Origin of the sequence: Stappia sp. BW2 (assembly GCF_008107695.1) — a bacterium.
In the GTDB taxonomy this organism is placed as follows: Bacteria; Pseudomonadota; Alphaproteobacteria; order Rhizobiales; family Stappiaceae; genus Roseibium.
In genome coordinates this window covers 407204-424119 of record NZ_VIRG01000066.1, presented here as the reverse complement: position 1 = coordinate 424119, position 16916 = coordinate 407204, and the positions used below count along the sequence as shown (strand labels likewise).

Here is a 16916-nt window from a genome sequence, read left to right as displayed (position 1 = left end):
GAGGGGCCTATGGCCGAAAGGTCGTTCAAGGCTGAGGTAGAGCATCTTCGCAAGGGAACCGGAGACACCTTCACGGGTGAGGGTATTCTGGCCATCACGAAGGCGCTTCTGGAAAACGGTGTTGGCTATGTCGGCGGCTATCAGGGCGCGCCGATCTCTCATCTGATGGATGTGCTTGCCGACGCAGAGGATCTTCTGGGTGAACTCGGCATACGTTTCGAGGCCAACGCCTCCGAAGCGGCCGCAGCCGCCATGCTGGCCGCCTCCGTGCATTATCCGATACGCGGGGCCGTCACCTTCAAAGGCTCGGTCGGTGTCAATGTTGCCTCGGATGCGCTGGCCAATCTGGCGTCTTCCGGCGTCAATGGTGGCGCGCTTGTCATTGTCGGCGAGGATTATGGCGAAGGCAGCTCCATCATGCAGGAGCGCTCCTACGCCTTTGCCATGAAATCGCAGTTCTGGCTGCTGGATCCAAGGCCCAACCTGACGTCAATCGTCAAATCCGTCGGCGATGGTTTTGCCCTGTCGGAGGCCAGCAATTCGCCGGTCATGCTGATGGTGCGTATCCGTTCATGCCACGTCACCGGCCGGTTCGAGACCAGGGATAACGTGCCGCCGCCGCTTTCCGTGCGCGATGCGCTGTCCAGTCCGATGCGCGACTTCAAGCGGGTGGTGCTGCCGCCCATGTCCTATGCCCATGAGCATGACAAGATCGACAACCGCTGGCCGGCAGCCGAAAAGTTCATTCTGGACAACCGTCTGAACGAGCGTTTCGGACCGGACGAGGGCAAGGTCGGTATCGTCTGCCTTGGCGGTATCTACAACAGCGTCATCCGTGCGCTGCAACGGCTCGGGCTCGCCGATATCAGTGGCAACACCTCGATCCCGCTTCACGTGCTCAATGTGACTTATCCGCTCGTGAAATCCGAGCTTCTGGAGTTCTGCGCGGGCAAGGAAGCCGTGCTGATGATCGAGGAAGGCCAGCCGGAATTCATCGAGCAGCAGCTGGGGGCCATGCTCTACAAGGAAGGCCGGACGACGAAGCTGGAAGGCAAGGGCATTTTCCCGCGTGCGGGGGAATACACCGGCCAGATCATGCTCGACGGCCTGGATGCCTTTGTCCGCCAATATGCGCCGGAGCTTCTTCCGGGCAAGGTGCTGGCGCCGAACACGCCCAAGCCGGAGTTGCCGGATCTTTCCAAGACGGTGCCGATCCGCCCGCCCGGATTTTGCACGGGCTGTCCGGAACGTCCGATCTTCGCCTCGTTGAAGATGGTGGAGCAGGAAGTCGGCCAGCATCAGATCACCGGTGACATCGGCTGCCACCTGTTTGCCTGCTTGCCGCCCTTCGAAATCGGCGGCTCAACCATGGGATATGGCCTCGGGCCGGCCTCAAACGCTGCCTTCGATGGCGGCGGAGAGAGACGGGCGATCTCCATCATTGGCGATGGCGGCTTCTGGCATAACGGTCTCAGCAGCTCCATCGGCAACATGGTGTTCAACAAGTCCGACAGTGTCGCGATTATCGTCGATAACTATTATTCGGCGGCAACCGGCGGGCAGGACATTCCCTCCAGCCGGGCAAAGAACGAGACCAAGTCGACCAACAATCCAATTACCAGGGCGCTTCAGGGCGCCGGGGTCAAGTGGATCCGACAGATCGACCGGACCTATGATGTCACCCGGATGCGCGAAACCATCCGCGAAGCGCTGACGACCGAATATGACGGTCCGAAGGTGATCGTTGCGTCGTCCGAGTGCATGCTCAACCGCCAGCGTCGGGAAAAGCCCTTGCGCAACAAGGCGATTGCGGGTGGTGAACGGGTCGAGATACCCCGGTTCGGTGTCGATCAGGACGTCTGTACCGGCGATCACGCCTGTATCCGGCTGTCCGGCTGTCCGTCGCTCTCGCTGAAGAAGCTGGACGATCCGCTGCGCGACGATCCGGTGGCCCACATCGACCAGTCCTGTGTCGGTTGCGGCAACTGCGGCGAAGTCGCCGATGCGGCAATCCTGTGTCCGTCCTTCTTTGAGGCGAAAGTGGTTCATAACCCGACCGGTTTCGAAGCCTGGTATGCCGGCCTTCGGACGAAAATCATTTCCTGGCTGCAGACACGGCGGGCCGGTGCCCGGCTGACCTTTACCGGGGAGGGCGCGTGATGTCGCTTGCATTGCCACTGGATGCCAGACCGGCCGATCCCGCGCTCGAAGGGGTTATCAAGCTCGCCATTCTCGCCGTCGGCGGGCAGGGCGGTGGTGTTCTGACCAACTGGATCGAAAGCCTGGCGAGATCGCAGGGCTATCATTGCCAGGCCACGAGCGTGGCCGGCGTTGCCCAGAGAACCGGCGCGACCATCTATTACATGGAGATGGCCCCGGGGGACGTTGACGCTCCGGTCTTTTCGCTCGCCCCGTCTGCGGGTGATGTCGACATCATCGTTGCCGCGGAAATGATGGAAGCCGGCCGTGCGATCATTCGTGGCTTCGTGACCCCGGACCGCACCACGCTTATCGCATCGAGCCACCGCATGCTCGCGGTGTCCGAAAAATCCGTGCCGGGTGACGGCATGGCCTCATCCGAAGAAGTGAGAGCCGCCGCCGAACTGGCGGCACAAAAGCTGGTTCTGGCCGATATGGATACCGCTGCCCTAAAGGTCGGCTCCGTGATTTCCGCTTCCCTGTTCGGGGCACTGGCTGGCTCCGGTGCTCTGCCCTTCGAGCGGGCAGCCTTTGAAGACGCTATTCGTGCAGGCGGCAAGGGTGTGGAAGCCAGTCTCAGGGCCTTCTCTGCCGGTTTCGATCTGGCGAAATACGGCGAGGACCCGAAGGCCGAAGCCGTTAAACCTGCACAGCAGGAAATCGTCAGGCCTGCCGGCCCGGACATGGCGCAAAAGGCCTGGGCCTCGCTGGAAGCCAAGGTCGCGGGCTTGCCGGAACCGGTGCGCGAAATGGCCCATGCCGGACTGCGCAAGGTGGTCGATTTCCAGGACACGGATTACGGTGCGGAATATCTCGGCCGGCTGGAAGATCTCGTCAGCCGGGATAGCGCGGAGAAGGATTACGAACTGTCCCGCGAAGCCGCGAAATACATCGCCAATGCCATGGCCTACGACGATGTTATCCGGGTTGCCGATCTGAAAACACGTCCTCAGCGGTTCAATCGGATCGAGACGGAAATGAAGGTGAAGGACGGCAAGCTGCTGCATCTGACCGACTATCTTCATCCGCGCGCGGAAGAAATCGTTGGCCTGCTGCCGGAAAAGATGGGCCGCAAGATGGAAAGCGATCCGGCGTGGATGAAACGCATCGACCGCTGGTTCAACCGTGGCCGCCGCATCCGCACCGACAGTCTGCGCGGCTTTGCCATGCTTTACTTTCTGGGCGGCTTGCGCGGCTGGCGCCGCAGAACCCTGCGCCACCGGATGGAGCAGGACCATCTGGAGAGCTGGTTGAAGATGGTGTCGGGCTATTTGCCGGACCGCTACGCCATGGCCGTTGAAGTGCTGAGGTGCCGACGCCTCATCAAGGGCTACTCCGACACTCATGCAAGAGGCCTGTCGAAATTCGACAAGGTGCTGGCTGGGGCACGGCTGGTGGAAAACCGGGACGACGGCCCGGAATGGGTCGCACGCCTGCGCGAAGCGGCTCTCAAGGATGAAAAGGGCGCGGATCTCGACGGAGCGCTGAAGACCGTTGAGAGCTTTGCATGAGCCAATTCCGGTCCTGACTTAAGTGACGGATCATCCCACTCGATTGTGACCCCGGGCGAGCTTGGCGAGACCCGGGTGTCGCTCATGCGCGGAGCAGCTGAGCTCCAAGATCGGTTCTCGGGAGAAGGACCGCGAAGCAGGCGAGTGGCTACGTAAGCTGTATCAGATCAGGGTGTGTGGTTGCTGAGTTTGCAGCCCATCCTTCGAGACGGCCTCACGGCCTCCTCAGGATGAGGGGTAGGTTGATGTGAGGCTGAAAGTTCCCCGAGTAAACCTGTTAACTTGTGCCAACCTCATCCTGAGGAAGCGCGAAGCGCTGTCTCGAAGGATGGGCGACATCCGCTGACGAAGCTCCCTCCCGGGGTTACCGGGGAAGCACCGTCCCCAGTTCCACCACAACTTCACGTGCGGCGTCTTCCGACGTCTGAATGCCGGGAGAAAGGCGTAGGGTCGCGCCGCGGGTATCGGCAATGAGGCCCGCATGGCGTAGATGGTCCAGCACGAGCGTGGCCTGTTCGGCTGAGGCGAGACCGAACATCAGGCTGCCACCTCTGTCTTCTTCCGCCCGGGGTGTGAGAAGTTTCAACCCGAGCGCATCTGCCCCATCGATCAGAATACTGCAAAGATGCCTGTTGCTGCGCAAGATGGCGTCCCTGTCGGCGCTTGCATGCCATTGGAGCGCAGGCACGGAAGCTGCGGCAGGCATGATCGACGGTGTGCCGTTGTCGAAGCGGCGAATGTCCGGCGCGTATTCGAAGGCGTCGATATCCCAGTTGAACGGGTTGTCCTGACTGAACCAGCCACGTAGCTCCGGTCTGCAATCGCGGATCAGGTCCGGATGAACGTAAAGGATGCCGGCGCCAGGTGTGCCGCACATCCATTTGAGGCTGGTCGATACGACAAAATCCACATTCGGCGCGTCGACCGAAAAGGGCAGCAGGCCCGCACCCTGGGTAATATCCACGCCGATGATGCTGCCCATCGAACGGCCGTGGGCAACGAGGCTTTCGAGATTCGAACGGCGGGATGTGGTCGAGCTGATCCAGGTAATCAGGCAGAGCGCGACATCGCGGTCCCACTCGGCAATCATGTCTTCATCGGAGACGAAATTCGCACCCTGACGGGCGCGTACGGTCACCAGCTCGAAGCCGAGCCGTTCCTGCAGGCGGGTCAGAAGGAAATGGTTGGACGGGAAGCAGTCCGCGGCCACCAGAACCTTCCGGCCGCGCAGCAGGCCGTCCGGCAGGGCCCGCATCACCATGTCCACGCCCTGGGTGACGTTTTCACACGTTGTGGCAGACCCGGCAGGTGCTTCGATGATTGCGCGCCAGTGATCAATGAAAGCTTCACGCTTGCCCAGCAGATAGGACCACTGCTGATCGTTCGGGGCGCTCCAGACCGAGGCAAATTCCGCCATCGCGGCGCTCAACCCGGCGGCCTTGCCGGGATACTGGCCGATGGAATGATAGAGGAAGTAGCCGTCTTCTCTGGTTGTCATGCGTTTCCCCGAAAGCTCGTGTCCGCAGGTCGGTGAGAGTGCCGAACGCAGTTCCTTCCTGCATCAAACACGCTATTGACCAGTAAGGAAATATTCGTATACAGTTTTTCCGATAGTTCAAGCTTAAAGGACTTTTCAAGTGCGGGAAAATGGGTTGAACATGCGATTGATCCGATTTGCCTTGAATTGTTTCGTATACGATTTTGGTGGTGTGTCGCTGTGTGTGACAGGGGAGGCTTGCTGGTGATTGCTGGAAAATCATCCGCCAACGCGTCTGCGGCTCAAAGCACCAGCGGACAGATCCACGATCTGCTGATGGGGCGCATACAGCGCGGCGAGCTTGGTCAGGATGTCCGTCTTGTCGACACGGCTGTTGCCGCCGAGTTCGGTGTTTCTCGCATGCCGGCACGCGACGCCTTGATGCGCCTGGCTCACGAGGGGTATCTGGAGCCCACGACGCGCGGCTTCATGCTGCCGAGGCTCGATCATCAGGAAATTCTGGAAATCTTCGACCTGCGCCGGCTGCTGGAGCCGCGGGCGGCGGCCATGGCAGCTCTCAGCCTGTCGGAGGAGGAATTGAAGGGTCTGGACGACATCCAGGCGGAAGCACACTCCGCCATGGCAGCGGACGATTTCGAGCGGCTGCATCGGGCTTGCGAGACCTTCCGCAACAGCTGGATCGCCGCTGTCCCCAATGTTTCGCTGCGCAAGGCGTTGCAACGCTACATGACACAGGTTCAGGCCGTTCGCCTGATGACCTTTGCAGACAAGGCCAACCACCCGTTGATCGTCGCCGGCAACACCCAGCTTTATCAGGCGTTCTGCCGCCGGGATGCGGTTGCCGCCAGCGACAGAATCCTGCGGTTCGTCTTCGAGGGGGAGGCGGCCTACCTCCAGGCGCACGGGGAAATCCGCAATCAGAACCAAAACTCATCCGCGCAAGCAGGCTGACGCGCAGTAGGAACAGGAGCGATGGACAGGACATGAGCGAAACCCGCGGGGAAGTCAGACTGCCGACACAGGACCTTTCCAAGGATCTGCCGTTCTTCACCAAAAAGCTGAACATGCGGCTGGACATGATCTATCCGGCCGATAATCCGGAAATCGCTGTTTTTTCAGGCCACGGCCTGCGTGTGCGGGTGGAAAAGGGCGCGAGCGAAGCCCCCGGCACGCTGCGCATCCTCACCGAAAATCCGGATGAATTTGCTGGCGGCGAACGTCTTCTGGTTTCTCCAAGCGGGACGCGCGTCGAGATTGACGAACTCAATCCGCCACTGGTCATGCCGGAAACGGAACACGCTTTCGTGGTGCGCCGCCTCGCCGATCAGGCGCCCTGGGTGATCGGACGGGCCGGCATGTCCTATCGGGATCTGGTGCCCACGCGCCTCGGTGGCGCGATGATCGCCTCGCATATTCGGGTGCCGGACGGTCCGGTGCCGGACATGGTCCATTTCCACAAGGTCGGTTTTCAGCTGATTTTCTGCGTTAACGGCTGGGTCGACGTTCTGTACGAAGACCAGGGCGGCATGCGCCGTCTGAGGGCAGGCGACTGTTTCATTCAGCCGCCGGAAATCCGCCACCGGGTGATGCATGCGGCCGAAGGCATCGAGGTGGTCGAGATCGGTGTTCCCGCGGAACACATTACCGAGATCGATCACGAGATGACCCTGCCAACACCCCATGAGCGGCCGGACCGCGAGTGGCAGGGCCAGAAGTTCGTTCACAGCCTGGCAAAAGACGGCGCCTTCAGTCCGTTCCGCATACCGGGTTTCGAAGCGCGAGACACCACCATCTGCGACAACACGAAGGGCGTGGCGTCTGTTATGGTGGCACGTCCGGCCGGGGAGGCTGCTCCCTGGACACGCCATGACTGCGATATTCTATTCAACTTTGTGCTGGCAGGTGAAATGACCCTGGAGGGCGAAGGCAAAGATCCTTACCGCCTGTCTGCCGGAGACGCTTTCGTAATCCCGCCGCACATGGCGACGCGATACGCGGATGCAACTTCCGACCTGGAACTGCTGGAAGTCAGCTTGCCGGGCCGGTTCGAAACAGAAGTCCTGCGCGACTAAAAAAGACAAGGCCTTTCAAGGAGGAAAGAAAAGGCTGTGCAGGAATTCAAGGTCAAGCAATGAGGGGATGACAGTATGAAAAAGTTGACGACAATTGTGGCCGCAGCGGCTTTGCTCGGCACGGGAACAGCCGCACTGGCGGACGACACCAAGATCGGCGTCCTGATGGACATCACGGGGCCGATCGCCAATTTCATTCCGCCGCTTCAGAACGCGGCCGATCTCGCGGTCAAGCAGGTGAACGAGCAGGGTGGCCTGCTCGGCGGCTCTGCCATTGCCGTTTATGGTGACACCACCGGCACGGCACAGGGCGCGGTCGACGCCGCCCAGAAACTCGTGAACGTTGAAAACGTGCCGATCATCATGGGCTCGCTCATGTCCGGCACCACCATTGCCGCGGCTGAAGCCGCAATCATTCCGGCGGGCGTCCCGCAGATCTCGCCGACCGCCACGTCACCTGCCATGACCACCCTGGAAGACGGCGGCCTGGTGTTCCGCATCGTGCCCTCCGATAACTATCAGGGGGAGATCCTCGCCAAGATGGTGTTGGACGAAGGCCTGAAGAAAGTCGCGCTGACCTACGTCAACAACGACTATGGCGTCGGCATTGGCGAAACCTTCATCGACGCCTACACCGCAGCCGGTGGTGAGATCGTTGCCGAGGCGAAGCACGAAGAAAAGAAAGATTCCTACCGCTCCGAACTTGCCAGCCTGGCCAAGGGCGATGCGGAAGCACTGGTCGTGATCGCCTATGCCGGCGACAGCGGCGGCAAGATCGTGCGTCAGGCCATTGAAGGCGGTCTCTTCACCAAATTCATCGGCACGGATGGTCTGCGCGACGAACTGCTGATCCAGAACGTTGGTGCGGATGCCCTGAAGACATCGTTCTTCTCCTCACCAACGTCTCCGGCCGAAAACCCGGCCCAGAAGGCGCTGCATGATGCCTTCAACGCGGAATATGGCGAAGGTGCAGACAAGGCCTTTGTCGACCAGACCTATGACGCAACTTTCCTGGCGCTGCTGGCGATTGAAAAGGCCGGCTCGACCGACCGCGCCAAGATTGCCGAAGCCCTGAAGGAAGTTGCCATGGCTCCGGGTGAGAAAGTCGGCCCGGGCGAATGGGCGAAGGCGATTGAGCTTATCAAGGAAGGCAAGGACATCGACTACGAAGGCGCCAGCGGCTCCGCGGAGTTCGATGAAAATGGTGATGTCGGCGGTTATATCGGCAAGTTCGTCGTCGATGGTGACGGCTACAAGCAAGTCGAAATTGTTGAATAAGCCGAGCAGGCAACAGCGTGATTGAGCTGGAAAAAATCTGCGTCGATTTTGGCGGTTTGCGGGCCATTGACCATGCAAGCTTCAAGATCGGCGCAGGCCGCATCACCGGCCTGATCGGGCCCAACGGTGCGGGAAAAACAACCGCCTTCAACGTCATTGCAGGCGCCATTCGGCCAAGCGCTGGTCGGGTGCTTCTGGACGGGAAGGACATCACTTCGCTCAAACCCCACCAACGGGCCAAGGCAGGTCTCGCACGCACCTTCCAGATACCGCATGAATTCGGGCATCTCTCCGTCCTTGAAAACCTGATGGCATCCGCCTCCGCACCGGAAGGCGAGAATGTCTTCAACGTGATCTTCCGCCGAGGGCACTATGAGTCCGAGGAAAGGCAGATCTATGAGACGGCGCGCGATACCGTCCACCTGCTGGAACTGGATCATGTCATCGACGAGAAGGCGGGCAATCTTTCCGGCGGTCAGAAGAAGCTGGTCGAACTTGGTCGCGCGCTGATGCGCAACCCGAAGATCATTTTGCTGGACGAGATCGGCGCCGGCATCAACCGAACGCTTTTGTCCAAGCTGGCGGACAAGATCCTGATGTTGAACAGGGAGCGGGGGCTGACCTTCTGTCTCATCGAGCATGATCTCGATTACGTTTCCAAGCTGTGCGACCACGTGCTGGTCATGGCGCAGGGCACGCTCCTGACGGAAGGCTCGGTCGATGAAGTGCGGAACGACGAACGCGTGATCGAAGCCTATTTCGGCGGCGGAAAATATGAGGCGCAGCTATGACCGAACGACTTTCCGTTGCGGCTGTCAGCGCCGGCTATGGCGGACCGCCGATCATCGAGGACGTATCGCTGACGGTCGAGCCGGGTGAAATCGCGGTCATTCTCGGCCCGAACGGCGCCGGCAAGTCGACCCTGCTGAAAACCATTTTTGCACTGACCACCGTGTCCGCGGGGTCGATCAAGCTTGGAGAGAAAGAGCTTGCGGGCTGCAAGACATCAGCCCTTGTTCCGCTCGGCGTTTCAGCCGTGCCGCAAACGAAAAACGTTTTTGCGACCATGTCCGTGGACGAAAATCTTGATGTCGGAACCTACGCAGCTCCACCAAAGGACAAGGCGGCAACGCGCGAACGCGTGCTGTCCCTGTTTCCGGATCTTCGGGACAAATTGAAACAGCCTGCGGGCGAACTTTCAGGCGGACAGCGTCAGATGGTGGCCATGGGCCGCGCCCTGATGAGCGATCCGAAGCTGGTGCTCCTGGATGAGCCGACAGCCGGTCTGTCGCCTGCCTATCTGGAGCGGATCTTCGACCTGCTCATCGACATCCGCAAAACCGGGATCACGATATTGATGGTGGAACAGAATGCCCGCCAGGCTCTGCAGATTGCCGATCATGGCCACATCCTGGTGAATGGCCGGAACTATGCCAGCGGCACCGGCAAGGAATTGCTGGCGGATGACGATGTCCGGCGCCTCTTCCTCGGAGGAGCGGCCGCATGATCGAGTTCGTCAATTTCTATCTGTTTCCGGCGCTGGCCATCGGCAGCATTTATGCGCTTGGCGCTGTCGGCATCTCCATGATCTTCGGCATCCTGCGGTTTGCCCATTTCGCCCACGGCGATCTGATGACCCTGGGGACCTACGGTGTCCTGGCCATGGCCGCAATTGTCCCGGTCAATCCGCTTTTGCTGATCCCCTTCGGTATTGCGCTCACCATCGTTTCGGCGCTGCTGGTCGACCGCTATTTCTACAAGCCCTTGCGTGAGTTGCCGACCATTTACACGGTGATCTCGTCCTTCGGCATCGCGCTCGTCTTCCGCTCCATCGTCCAGTTGGTCTGGGGATCGCAGAACCAGGTGTTCTTCACCGGTGTCAAACCGCCGATGGTGCTGTTCGACACATTCCGGGTGTCCGTCCTGCATCTTCAGGCGGTCATCCTGACGGCGATCATTGCCGTGCTTCTGCACTACTTCCTAACCGTCACAAGAACCGGCCGGTCCATGCGGGCGGTTGCCGACGATCCGGAACTGGCTGAGGTTTCCGGCCTCGACACGGCCAAGGTCATTCGCTGGACCTGGATCATCGGTGCCTCTCTGGCGGCCATTGCCGGAACCTTTGCCGCACTGAACACCAGCGTGCACCCCAATCTGGGCTGGAACCTCTTGATGCCGATGTTTGCCGCCGCCATTCTCGGCGGGATCGGCAAACCTATGGGCGCCATGGCAGGCGGATTCATCATCGGCCTGGCCGAAGAACTTTCCTCCTATCACTGGATTGGCGACGATGCGCTCATTTCGCCGTCCTACAAGACAGCGGTCGCTTTCGTGCTGATGATCGGCCTGCTCATCTTCCGGCCCCAGGGTCTCTTCAAGGGGAGGTTGCTCTGATGGAACTTACCGGTCTCTTTTTCTATGCGGTCAGCCTCCTGATCCTGGGCGGCATCTACGCGATCCTCTGCCTTGCGCTGAACGTGCAATGGGGCATGGGCGGTCTCTTCAATGCCGGCATCGCCGGGTTCTATGGCGTGGGGGCCTATACCTCCGCGATCCTGACAACCCCGGCCTCGTCCAAGCACCTTGGCGGCTTCGGTCTGCCTGTGCCGCTTGGCCTGATTGGGGCTGCCATTCTCGCCGGGCTCGCCGGCTGGGCGGTTGCCAAGATCTGCGTGCGCCTCAAGAGCGACTATCTGGCGATGGCTTCCATCGGGATCGCGGAGATCCTGCGGCTCGTCATCGTCAATGAAAGCTGGCTCACCAACGGCAGCCTTGGCCTGTCCCGCATTCCAAGACCCCTGGCGGATCTCACCACCGGGCGCATGGGCGACGTTGTGTTTCTTGGCTTTGTCTGGTTTGTGGTGCTGCTGGTCTATCTGGCGGCTTCGCGGTTGCACGACAGCCCATGGGGACGCAGCCTGCGCGCGATCCGTGACAACGAGGCTTCTGCGGCGGCCACCGGCAAGGATGTCGAGAAATTCCGGATCCAGACCTTCGTTATCGGCTGCGCCATCATGGGGATCGGGGGCGCTCTATCTGCGCATTATTTCCGATTTCTGTCGCCGACGGCCACAGATCCGTTGCTGGTGACCTTCCTGGTCTGGGTGATGCTGATGGCCGGCGGTTCCGGCAACAACAGGGGCGCCATCCTTGGGGCTCTGACCATCTGGACGCTGTGGTCGGTGACGGAGATCTTCACCAACCGCCTGCCGCCGGAATGGGCAACCCGCAGCTCCTTCATCCGCATGCTGCTGGTTGGCCTGCTTCTTCAGGTGGTGCTGCAGCGCTTCCGGTCCGGGTTGTTGCCGGAAAAATCGCCACCGGTGAAATTCCGGAAGGAATAGGAACACCGCTCGTCAGGTCAGGCGAGCGGTGGAAACACCGCCGTCTTCTTGACAGTGCCATAAACGAAACTGGTATCGATTGACGCAATCCCGCCAATCGGATGAATGCGGTTGCGGATGAAAGTCTCATAGGCTTCAAGATCCGACACCACCACGCGCAGCTGATAATCCATCGCGCCGGTCAGGACGTGGCATTCCAGAACCTCCTCGATGGTCTGCATCCGGCTTTCGAACCGGCGGACGTCCTCCTCGTTGTGTCGCTCCAGACGGATGCGGACGAAGACCGTGATCGGCAGTCCGTAGGCCGCGGCGTCCACATCCACCGAAAACCCCTTGATTGCCCCGGAGGCTTCCAGATTACGCAGCCGGCGCAGGCAGGGTGAGGGCGACAGGTTGACCGCCTCCGCCAAATCCTGATTGGTCATGCGGCCATCCCGCTGCAAGGCGCGGATGATCTGGCGGTCTTTCTTGTCCATCTCGGTCTCAATTGGCAGATTATGCTAATTTGAGTTCTATCACTGACAGATTTTGAAATCTATCACCCCTGAGGTTGGATCATATTGCTCAGGCTGAAGTCAGGGAGACAGCCATGAGTGCCTACAAGGGTTTTGCCAGCCGCGCGATCCACCTCGCTTACAATCCGCACGAAAATGAGGGGGCGCTGACGCCGCCGTTGCATCTGAGCTCAACCTTCGTATTCGAAACGGCCGAGGCCGGCGGCGAGATGTTTGCCGGTGAACGGGCAGGGCACATCTACAGCCGCATTTCCAACCCGACGCTGGATCTGCTGGAGCGCCGCATCGCGGATCTGGAAGGAGCGGAGGCGGGTCTCGCCCTGTCGTCCGGCATGGGAGCGATCACCTCGACTCTCTGGACGCTCGTGGCACCTGGAGACGAGATCATCGTCGATGAAACCCTGTATGGCTGCACCTTTGCCTATATGCGCCACGGCCTGACCAAATTCGGCATCAAGATCACCCATGTGGACCTGACCGACCCGGAAAACCTGCGCAGCGTCATTTCCGACAAGACCCGCGTTGTCTATTTCGAAACCCCGGCCAATCCGAACATGCGCCTTGTCGACATCAGCCACGTTTCGGAAATCGCCCATGAAGCTGGCGCAACGGTGATTGTCGACAACACCTATGCCACCCCTTATCTGACGCGCCCGATCGAACTCGGCGCCGACCTCGTCCTGCATTCAGCCACCAAGTATCTGGGCGGTCATGGTGACGTCGTGGCCGGTCTGGTTGCCGGACGGGCCGAACAGATCCAGGAAATCCGCCTTGTCGGCATGAAGGATATGACCGGCGCCGTGATGGCCCCGTTCAATGCCATGCTGATCCTGCGCGGCCTGAAAACGCTTGCCCTGCGTATGGACCGGCACTGTGCGTCGTCTCAGAAAGTCGCCGAATGGCTGGAAGCACACCCCGCGGTGTCAAAGGTCTATTTCCCGGGTCTTGAAAGCTATGAGCAGCACGAGTTGGCCAACAGGCAGATGAGCCAGCCGGGCGGCATGATCGCCTTCGAACTAAAGGGCGGACTGGACGCTGGAATTTCAATGATGAATGGCCTGAAGATGATCCAGCGGGCCGTGTCCCTGGGCGATGCCGAAACGCTGATCCAGCATCCTGCCTCCATGACCCATTCCACCTACACCCCGGAAGAACGCGCCGACCACGGCATCAGCGACGGCCTCGTGCGCCTGTCCGTCGGGCTGGAAGATCTGGACGATATTCTTGAAGATATGGCGCAGGCCATGCCGCAGGTTCCTGCGGCCGTTGCTGCCTGAGCCACAGGCTATATCCATCCACTCTTCAGTCTCTCCTCTCGTCCCCTCAACCTCATCCTGAGGAAGCGTGAAGCGCTGTCTCGAAGGATGGGCGGCAAGTCCGGGAGCAAGCGGCCCATCCTTCGAGAGGGGCCGTTGGCCCTTCTCAGGATGAGGGAGTCGGAGAGGTTATACGAGGGAGTTGGGGATACGAAGGAATGACGAAGGAGAGGGAGTGAGGGGACGTGAGCTGAGGGCGTGAGCAAGTGACAGGGCCGGCAGCTGGCCCAAATCAGGGCGTCCGCGCCACGCCGGATTTCACGCGTCGCAGCGGTATTGAGCTTTCGATGTTGGCAACGCCCGGAACCTTGGTCAGTTTCCCGGTCAGGAAGGTTTCGAAGGCTGCGAGCCCGGTGGTTGCCACGCGCATGAGGTAGTCCCGGTTGCCGGTCATTAGCCAGCAGTCGACCACTTCCGGAAACGCCTGGATGGCGGCTTCGAACTGGTCCAGCGTGATGTCGATCTGCTTGTCGAGTTCGACGGACACGAAAACCGAGACCTCGTAGCCGAGCTTCACCTCATCGATCAGAGCGCAATATCCTGTCACGATGCCGCGTTCTTCCAGGTTTCGCAGGCGGCGGGCAACCGGCGTCGGGCTCAGTCCGATACGTTCGGAAAGATCCTGAATCGATATTCTGCCGTTCTGGCGCAACTCTCGCAGGATCTGGATATCAAATGTGTCGAGCGTGTCGGAAATCGCCAAGGAAAGCTTCCTTCTTGGTGAAAGTCTCCGAGACTTAGCTCAAAAGATTAGGAATTAGCAAGAAACCGGTTCTTGCCTGAAGCTACAGTAACGGCGAGTACGCACTTAACGGGAACGCCTCCATGAGCACCGAACACCTGAAGACCATAGAACAGCGCCTGTTATGGCTGTCACACTGGATGATCCACCATGCCAACCACATTCGTCCGAAGGTGGACGGCATCAAGGTTGGCGGGCATCAGGCAAGTTCGGCGTCCATGGTTTCCATCATGACGGCGCTCTACTTCTCGGTGCTGAAGCCGGAAGACCGGGTGGCGGTCAAACCGCACGCCTCGCCGATCTTTCACGCGATCCAGTATCTGATGGGCAATCAGACGCGCGAGAAGATGGAGAATTTCCGTGGGTTGGGTGGCGTCCAGTCCTATCCATCCCGCACAAAGGATATCGATGACGTCGATTTCTCCACCGGCTCGGTCGGTCTCGGTGTCGCGATCACCTCCTTTGCCTCATTGGTACAGGACTACATCGCAGCCAAAAGCTGGTCTGGCGACAAGCCGCTTGGCCGCATGATCGCTCTGGTCGGCGATGCGGAACTCGACGAGGGCAATATCTATGAAGCCCTCCAGGAAGGCTGGAAGAACGACCTGAGGAACTGCTGGTGGATTATCGATTATAACCGTCAGTCGCTTGACGGCATCGTCCGCGAGGGGCTGTTCGACCGGGTCGAGAAGATCTTCGATGCCTTCGGCTGGCAGGTGGTTCGGGTCAAATACGGTACCTTGCAGCGCGCTGCCTTTGCAGAACCGGGTGGTGACAAGCTGCGCCAGTGGATCGACGAGTGTTCCAACCAGGAATATTCCGCGCTCACCTTCATGGGCGGGGCCGTCTGGCGCAAACGCCTGATGGACGACCTGGGCGACCAGGGGGATGTTACCGCGCTGATCGACCGCCGGTCGGACGACGAACTGGCGGATCTCATGGAAAACCTCGGCGGCAATTGCACCGAGACCATGGCCGAAGCCTTTGCAGCCATCGATAACGACAAGCCAACCTGCTTCCTTGCCTATACCATCAAGGGGTGGGGCACGCCGATTGCAGGCCACAAGGACAATCACGGCGGCCTGATGAACAAGACCCAGATGGCCGAGTGGCAAAAGCACATGGGTGTTGCCGAGGGGGAGGAATGGGAGCCCTTCGCGACCGTTCCGGACGTCGGCGCGCTGAAGGCATTCCTGAATCAGGTTCCGTTCTTCGCCAAGGGCACGCGGCGCTTTTCCGACGACAAACTCGCCGTGCCTGCCATCGAGCTGGCTTCGGATCGGGATATTTCCACCCAGATGGCCTTCGGCAAGGTGCTGGACGATCTCTCCAAGGGTGACAGCAAGCTGGCGGAACGTATCGTCACCACGTCCCCAGATGTGACCGGCACCACCAACCTCGGGCCCTGGGTCAACCGACGCAAGCTCTTCGCCCGCAAGGCGTTGGCGGATGCCTTTATCGAACACCGGATTCCCTCGACCGCAAAGTGGGACTTCGCGCCGGAAGGCCAGCATATTGAACTTGGCATCGCCGAGATGAACCTGTTCCTGCTGCTGGGCGCTGCCGGTCTTTCTCACTCGCTCTTCGGCGAACGGCTGATCCCCATCGGCACCGTGTATGATCCCTTTGTCTGCCGCGGTCTCGATGCACTCAACTATGCCTGTTATCAGGACGCCCGTTTCATGATTGTCGGCACGCCCTCCGGCGTGACCCTGTCTCCGGAAGGTGGTGCGCACCAGTCCATCGGGACCCCGCTGATCGGCATGAGCCAGGACGGGCTGGCCGCTTTCGAACCGGCCTTTGCCGACGAGCTGGCCGTGATCATGGAATGGGCCTTCGATTACCTGCAGCGCGACGGCGAAGGTGATCCGGATGAGCGCACCTGGCTGCGCGACGAGACTGGCGGCTCCGTCTACCTGCGCCTGTCGACCAACCCGATCGAACAACCGGGAAAACGGGCTGACGATGCTTTCCGCCAGGGCGCCATCGATGGTGGCTACTGGCTGCGCAAGCCGGGACCCAATTGTGAAGTGGTGATCGCCTATCAGGGCGTCGTTGCGCCCGAAGCCATCAAGGCCGCAGGAGAACTCGCCGGTAATCGGCGTGATGTCGGCGTGCTGGCCGTCACCTCCGCCGACCGCCTCAACGCCGGCTGGACGGCAGCACAACGAGCAAGATCACGCGGCCACGCGGCGGCCAGATCCCATATCGAGCAACTGCTTGGCGATCTCCCAGGTCATTGCAAACTGATCACCGTAATCGACGGTCACCCGGCAACGCTCGCCTGGCTCGGCGGCGTCGCCGGTCACCAGACCATTCCGCTCGGCGTCGAACATTTCGGCCAGACCGGCACGATTGGCGACCTTTACCAGCATTTCGGCATCGACGCGGCGTCGATCATCGAGAAGGTGAATGGACTGACGCCAGGGCGGCGCGTTTAA

Annotated in this window: 14 protein-coding genes; 11 read left to right on the top strand and 3 right to left on the bottom strand. The window is 60.3% G+C overall.

Annotated elements, in window-relative coordinates; translation table 11 throughout:
* The first annotated feature begins 9 nt into the window (after positions 1-9).
* Entirely contained in the window at positions 10-2160 is a 2151-nt protein-coding gene (locus FMN63_RS13440) for a thiamine pyrophosphate-dependent enzyme (RefSeq protein ID WP_148584474.1), read from the top strand.
* Complete coding sequence (locus FMN63_RS13435; protein WP_162855028.1) at positions 2160-3710, top strand: indolepyruvate oxidoreductase subunit beta family protein; 1551 nt, start codon at positions 2160-2162, stop codon at positions 3708-3710. The genes FMN63_RS13440 and FMN63_RS13435 overlap by 1 nt, the downstream gene beginning before the upstream one ends.
* 364 nt (positions 3711-4074) lie before the next feature.
* Here the strand turns inward: FMN63_RS13435 and FMN63_RS13430 are convergent, their stop codons facing one another.
* Complete coding sequence (locus FMN63_RS13430; RefSeq protein ID WP_148584473.1) at positions 4075-5208, bottom strand: aminotransferase class V-fold PLP-dependent enzyme; 1134 nt, start codon at positions 5206-5208, stop codon at positions 4075-4077.
* A gap of 243 nt (positions 5209-5451) precedes the next feature.
* Here FMN63_RS13430 and FMN63_RS13425 point away from each other — a divergent pair, with 243 nt between their 5' ends.
* From FMN63_RS13425 to FMN63_RS13395, 7 genes are all read left to right on the top strand, one after another.
* Positions 5452-6159, top strand: a complete 708-nt coding sequence (locus tag FMN63_RS13425; RefSeq protein ID WP_209001106.1) for a GntR family transcriptional regulator — start codon at positions 5452-5454, stop codon at positions 6157-6159.
* A 32-nt stretch (positions 6160-6191) separates the two neighbouring features.
* Positions 6192-7280: a cupin domain-containing protein gene (locus tag FMN63_RS13420; RefSeq protein ID WP_148584471.1), complete on the top strand. Its 1089-nt coding sequence runs from the start codon at positions 6192-6194 to the stop codon at positions 7278-7280.
* Between the two features lie 75 nt (positions 7281-7355).
* Complete coding sequence (locus FMN63_RS13415) at positions 7356-8558, top strand: ABC transporter substrate-binding protein (RefSeq protein WP_148584470.1); 1203 nt, start codon at positions 7356-7358, stop codon at positions 8556-8558.
* A 17-nt stretch (positions 8559-8575) separates the two neighbouring features.
* The gene (locus FMN63_RS13410; protein ID WP_148584469.1) at positions 8576-9349 is read left to right on the top strand and encodes an ABC transporter ATP-binding protein; all 774 of its coding nucleotides are present in this window, start codon (positions 8576-8578) and stop codon (positions 9347-9349) included.
* On the top strand, positions 9346-10065 hold the full coding sequence (locus FMN63_RS13405; protein ID WP_148584468.1) for an ABC transporter ATP-binding protein: 720 nt from the start codon (positions 9346-9348) through the stop codon (positions 10063-10065). Before FMN63_RS13410 ends, FMN63_RS13405 begins: the two co-directional genes overlap by 4 nt.
* Positions 10062-10952 carry a branched-chain amino acid ABC transporter permease gene (locus tag FMN63_RS13400; RefSeq protein ID WP_148584467.1) on the top strand — a complete coding sequence of 297 codons (891 nt, stop codon included), beginning with the start codon at positions 10062-10064 and terminating at the stop codon, positions 10950-10952. Before FMN63_RS13405 ends, FMN63_RS13400 begins: the two co-directional genes overlap by 4 nt.
* Positions 10952-11902, top strand: coding sequence for a branched-chain amino acid ABC transporter permease (locus FMN63_RS13395; RefSeq protein WP_148584466.1), 951 nt, complete (start codon positions 10952-10954; stop codon positions 11900-11902). Before FMN63_RS13400 ends, FMN63_RS13395 begins: the two co-directional genes overlap by 1 nt.
* 17 nt (positions 11903-11919) lie before the next feature.
* Here the strand turns inward: FMN63_RS13395 and FMN63_RS13390 are convergent, their stop codons facing one another.
* Entirely contained in the window at positions 11920-12378 is a 459-nt protein-coding gene (locus FMN63_RS13390; protein ID WP_055659083.1) for an Lrp/AsnC family transcriptional regulator, read from the bottom strand.
* Between the two features lie 113 nt (positions 12379-12491).
* Between FMN63_RS13390 and FMN63_RS13385 the strand changes: the two genes are divergently transcribed.
* Positions 12492-13694, top strand: coding sequence for a methionine gamma-lyase (locus FMN63_RS13385; RefSeq protein WP_148584465.1), 1203 nt, complete (start codon positions 12492-12494; stop codon positions 13692-13694).
* A gap of 271 nt (positions 13695-13965) precedes the next feature.
* Here FMN63_RS13385 and FMN63_RS13380 read toward each other — a convergent pair whose 3' ends face one another.
* Positions 13966-14436 (bottom strand): Lrp/AsnC family transcriptional regulator, encoded by a 471-nt coding sequence (locus FMN63_RS13380; RefSeq protein WP_148584464.1) that lies wholly within the window; start codon positions 14434-14436, stop codon positions 13966-13968.
* Between the two features lie 122 nt (positions 14437-14558).
* Between FMN63_RS13380 and FMN63_RS13375 the strand changes: the two genes are divergently transcribed.
* Positions 14559-16916 carry a thiamine pyrophosphate-binding protein gene (locus tag FMN63_RS13375; protein WP_148584463.1) on the top strand — a complete coding sequence of 786 codons (2358 nt, stop codon included), beginning with the start codon at positions 14559-14561 and terminating at the stop codon, positions 16914-16916.

What these genes read in the sequence shown, in the direction of transcription:
- FMN63_RS13430 (WP_148584473.1), bottom strand. Translation starts at nt 5,208, where the DNA reads ATGACAACCAGAGAAGACGGCTACTTCCTCTATCATTCCATCGGCCAG.
- FMN63_RS13385 (WP_148584465.1), top strand. Translation starts at nt 12,492, where the DNA reads ATGAGTGCCTACAAGGGTTTTGCCAGCCGCGCGATCCACCTCGCTTAC.
- FMN63_RS13420 (WP_148584471.1), top strand. Translation starts at nt 6,192, where the DNA reads ATGAGCGAAACCCGCGGGGAAGTCAGACTGCCGACACAGGACCTTTCC.
- FMN63_RS13400 (WP_148584467.1), top strand. Translation starts at nt 10,062, where the DNA reads ATGATCGAGTTCGTCAATTTCTATCTGTTTCCGGCGCTGGCCATCGGC.
- FMN63_RS13440 (WP_148584474.1), top strand. Translation starts at nt 10, where the DNA reads ATGGCCGAAAGGTCGTTCAAGGCTGAGGTAGAGCATCTTCGCAAGGGA.
- FMN63_RS13415 (WP_148584470.1), top strand. Translation starts at nt 7,356, where the DNA reads ATGAAAAAGTTGACGACAATTGTGGCCGCAGCGGCTTTGCTCGGCACG.
- FMN63_RS13435 (WP_162855028.1), top strand. Translation starts at nt 2,160, where the DNA reads ATGTCGCTTGCATTGCCACTGGATGCCAGACCGGCCGATCCCGCGCTC.
- FMN63_RS13375 (WP_148584463.1), top strand. Translation starts at nt 14,559, where the DNA reads ATGAGCACCGAACACCTGAAGACCATAGAACAGCGCCTGTTATGGCTG.
- FMN63_RS13405 (WP_148584468.1), top strand. Translation starts at nt 9,346, where the DNA reads ATGACCGAACGACTTTCCGTTGCGGCTGTCAGCGCCGGCTATGGCGGA.
- FMN63_RS13395 (WP_148584466.1), top strand. Translation starts at nt 10,952, where the DNA reads ATGGAACTTACCGGTCTCTTTTTCTATGCGGTCAGCCTCCTGATCCTG.
- FMN63_RS13390 (WP_055659083.1), bottom strand. Translation starts at nt 12,378, where the DNA reads ATGGACAAGAAAGACCGCCAGATCATCCGCGCCTTGCAGCGGGATGGC.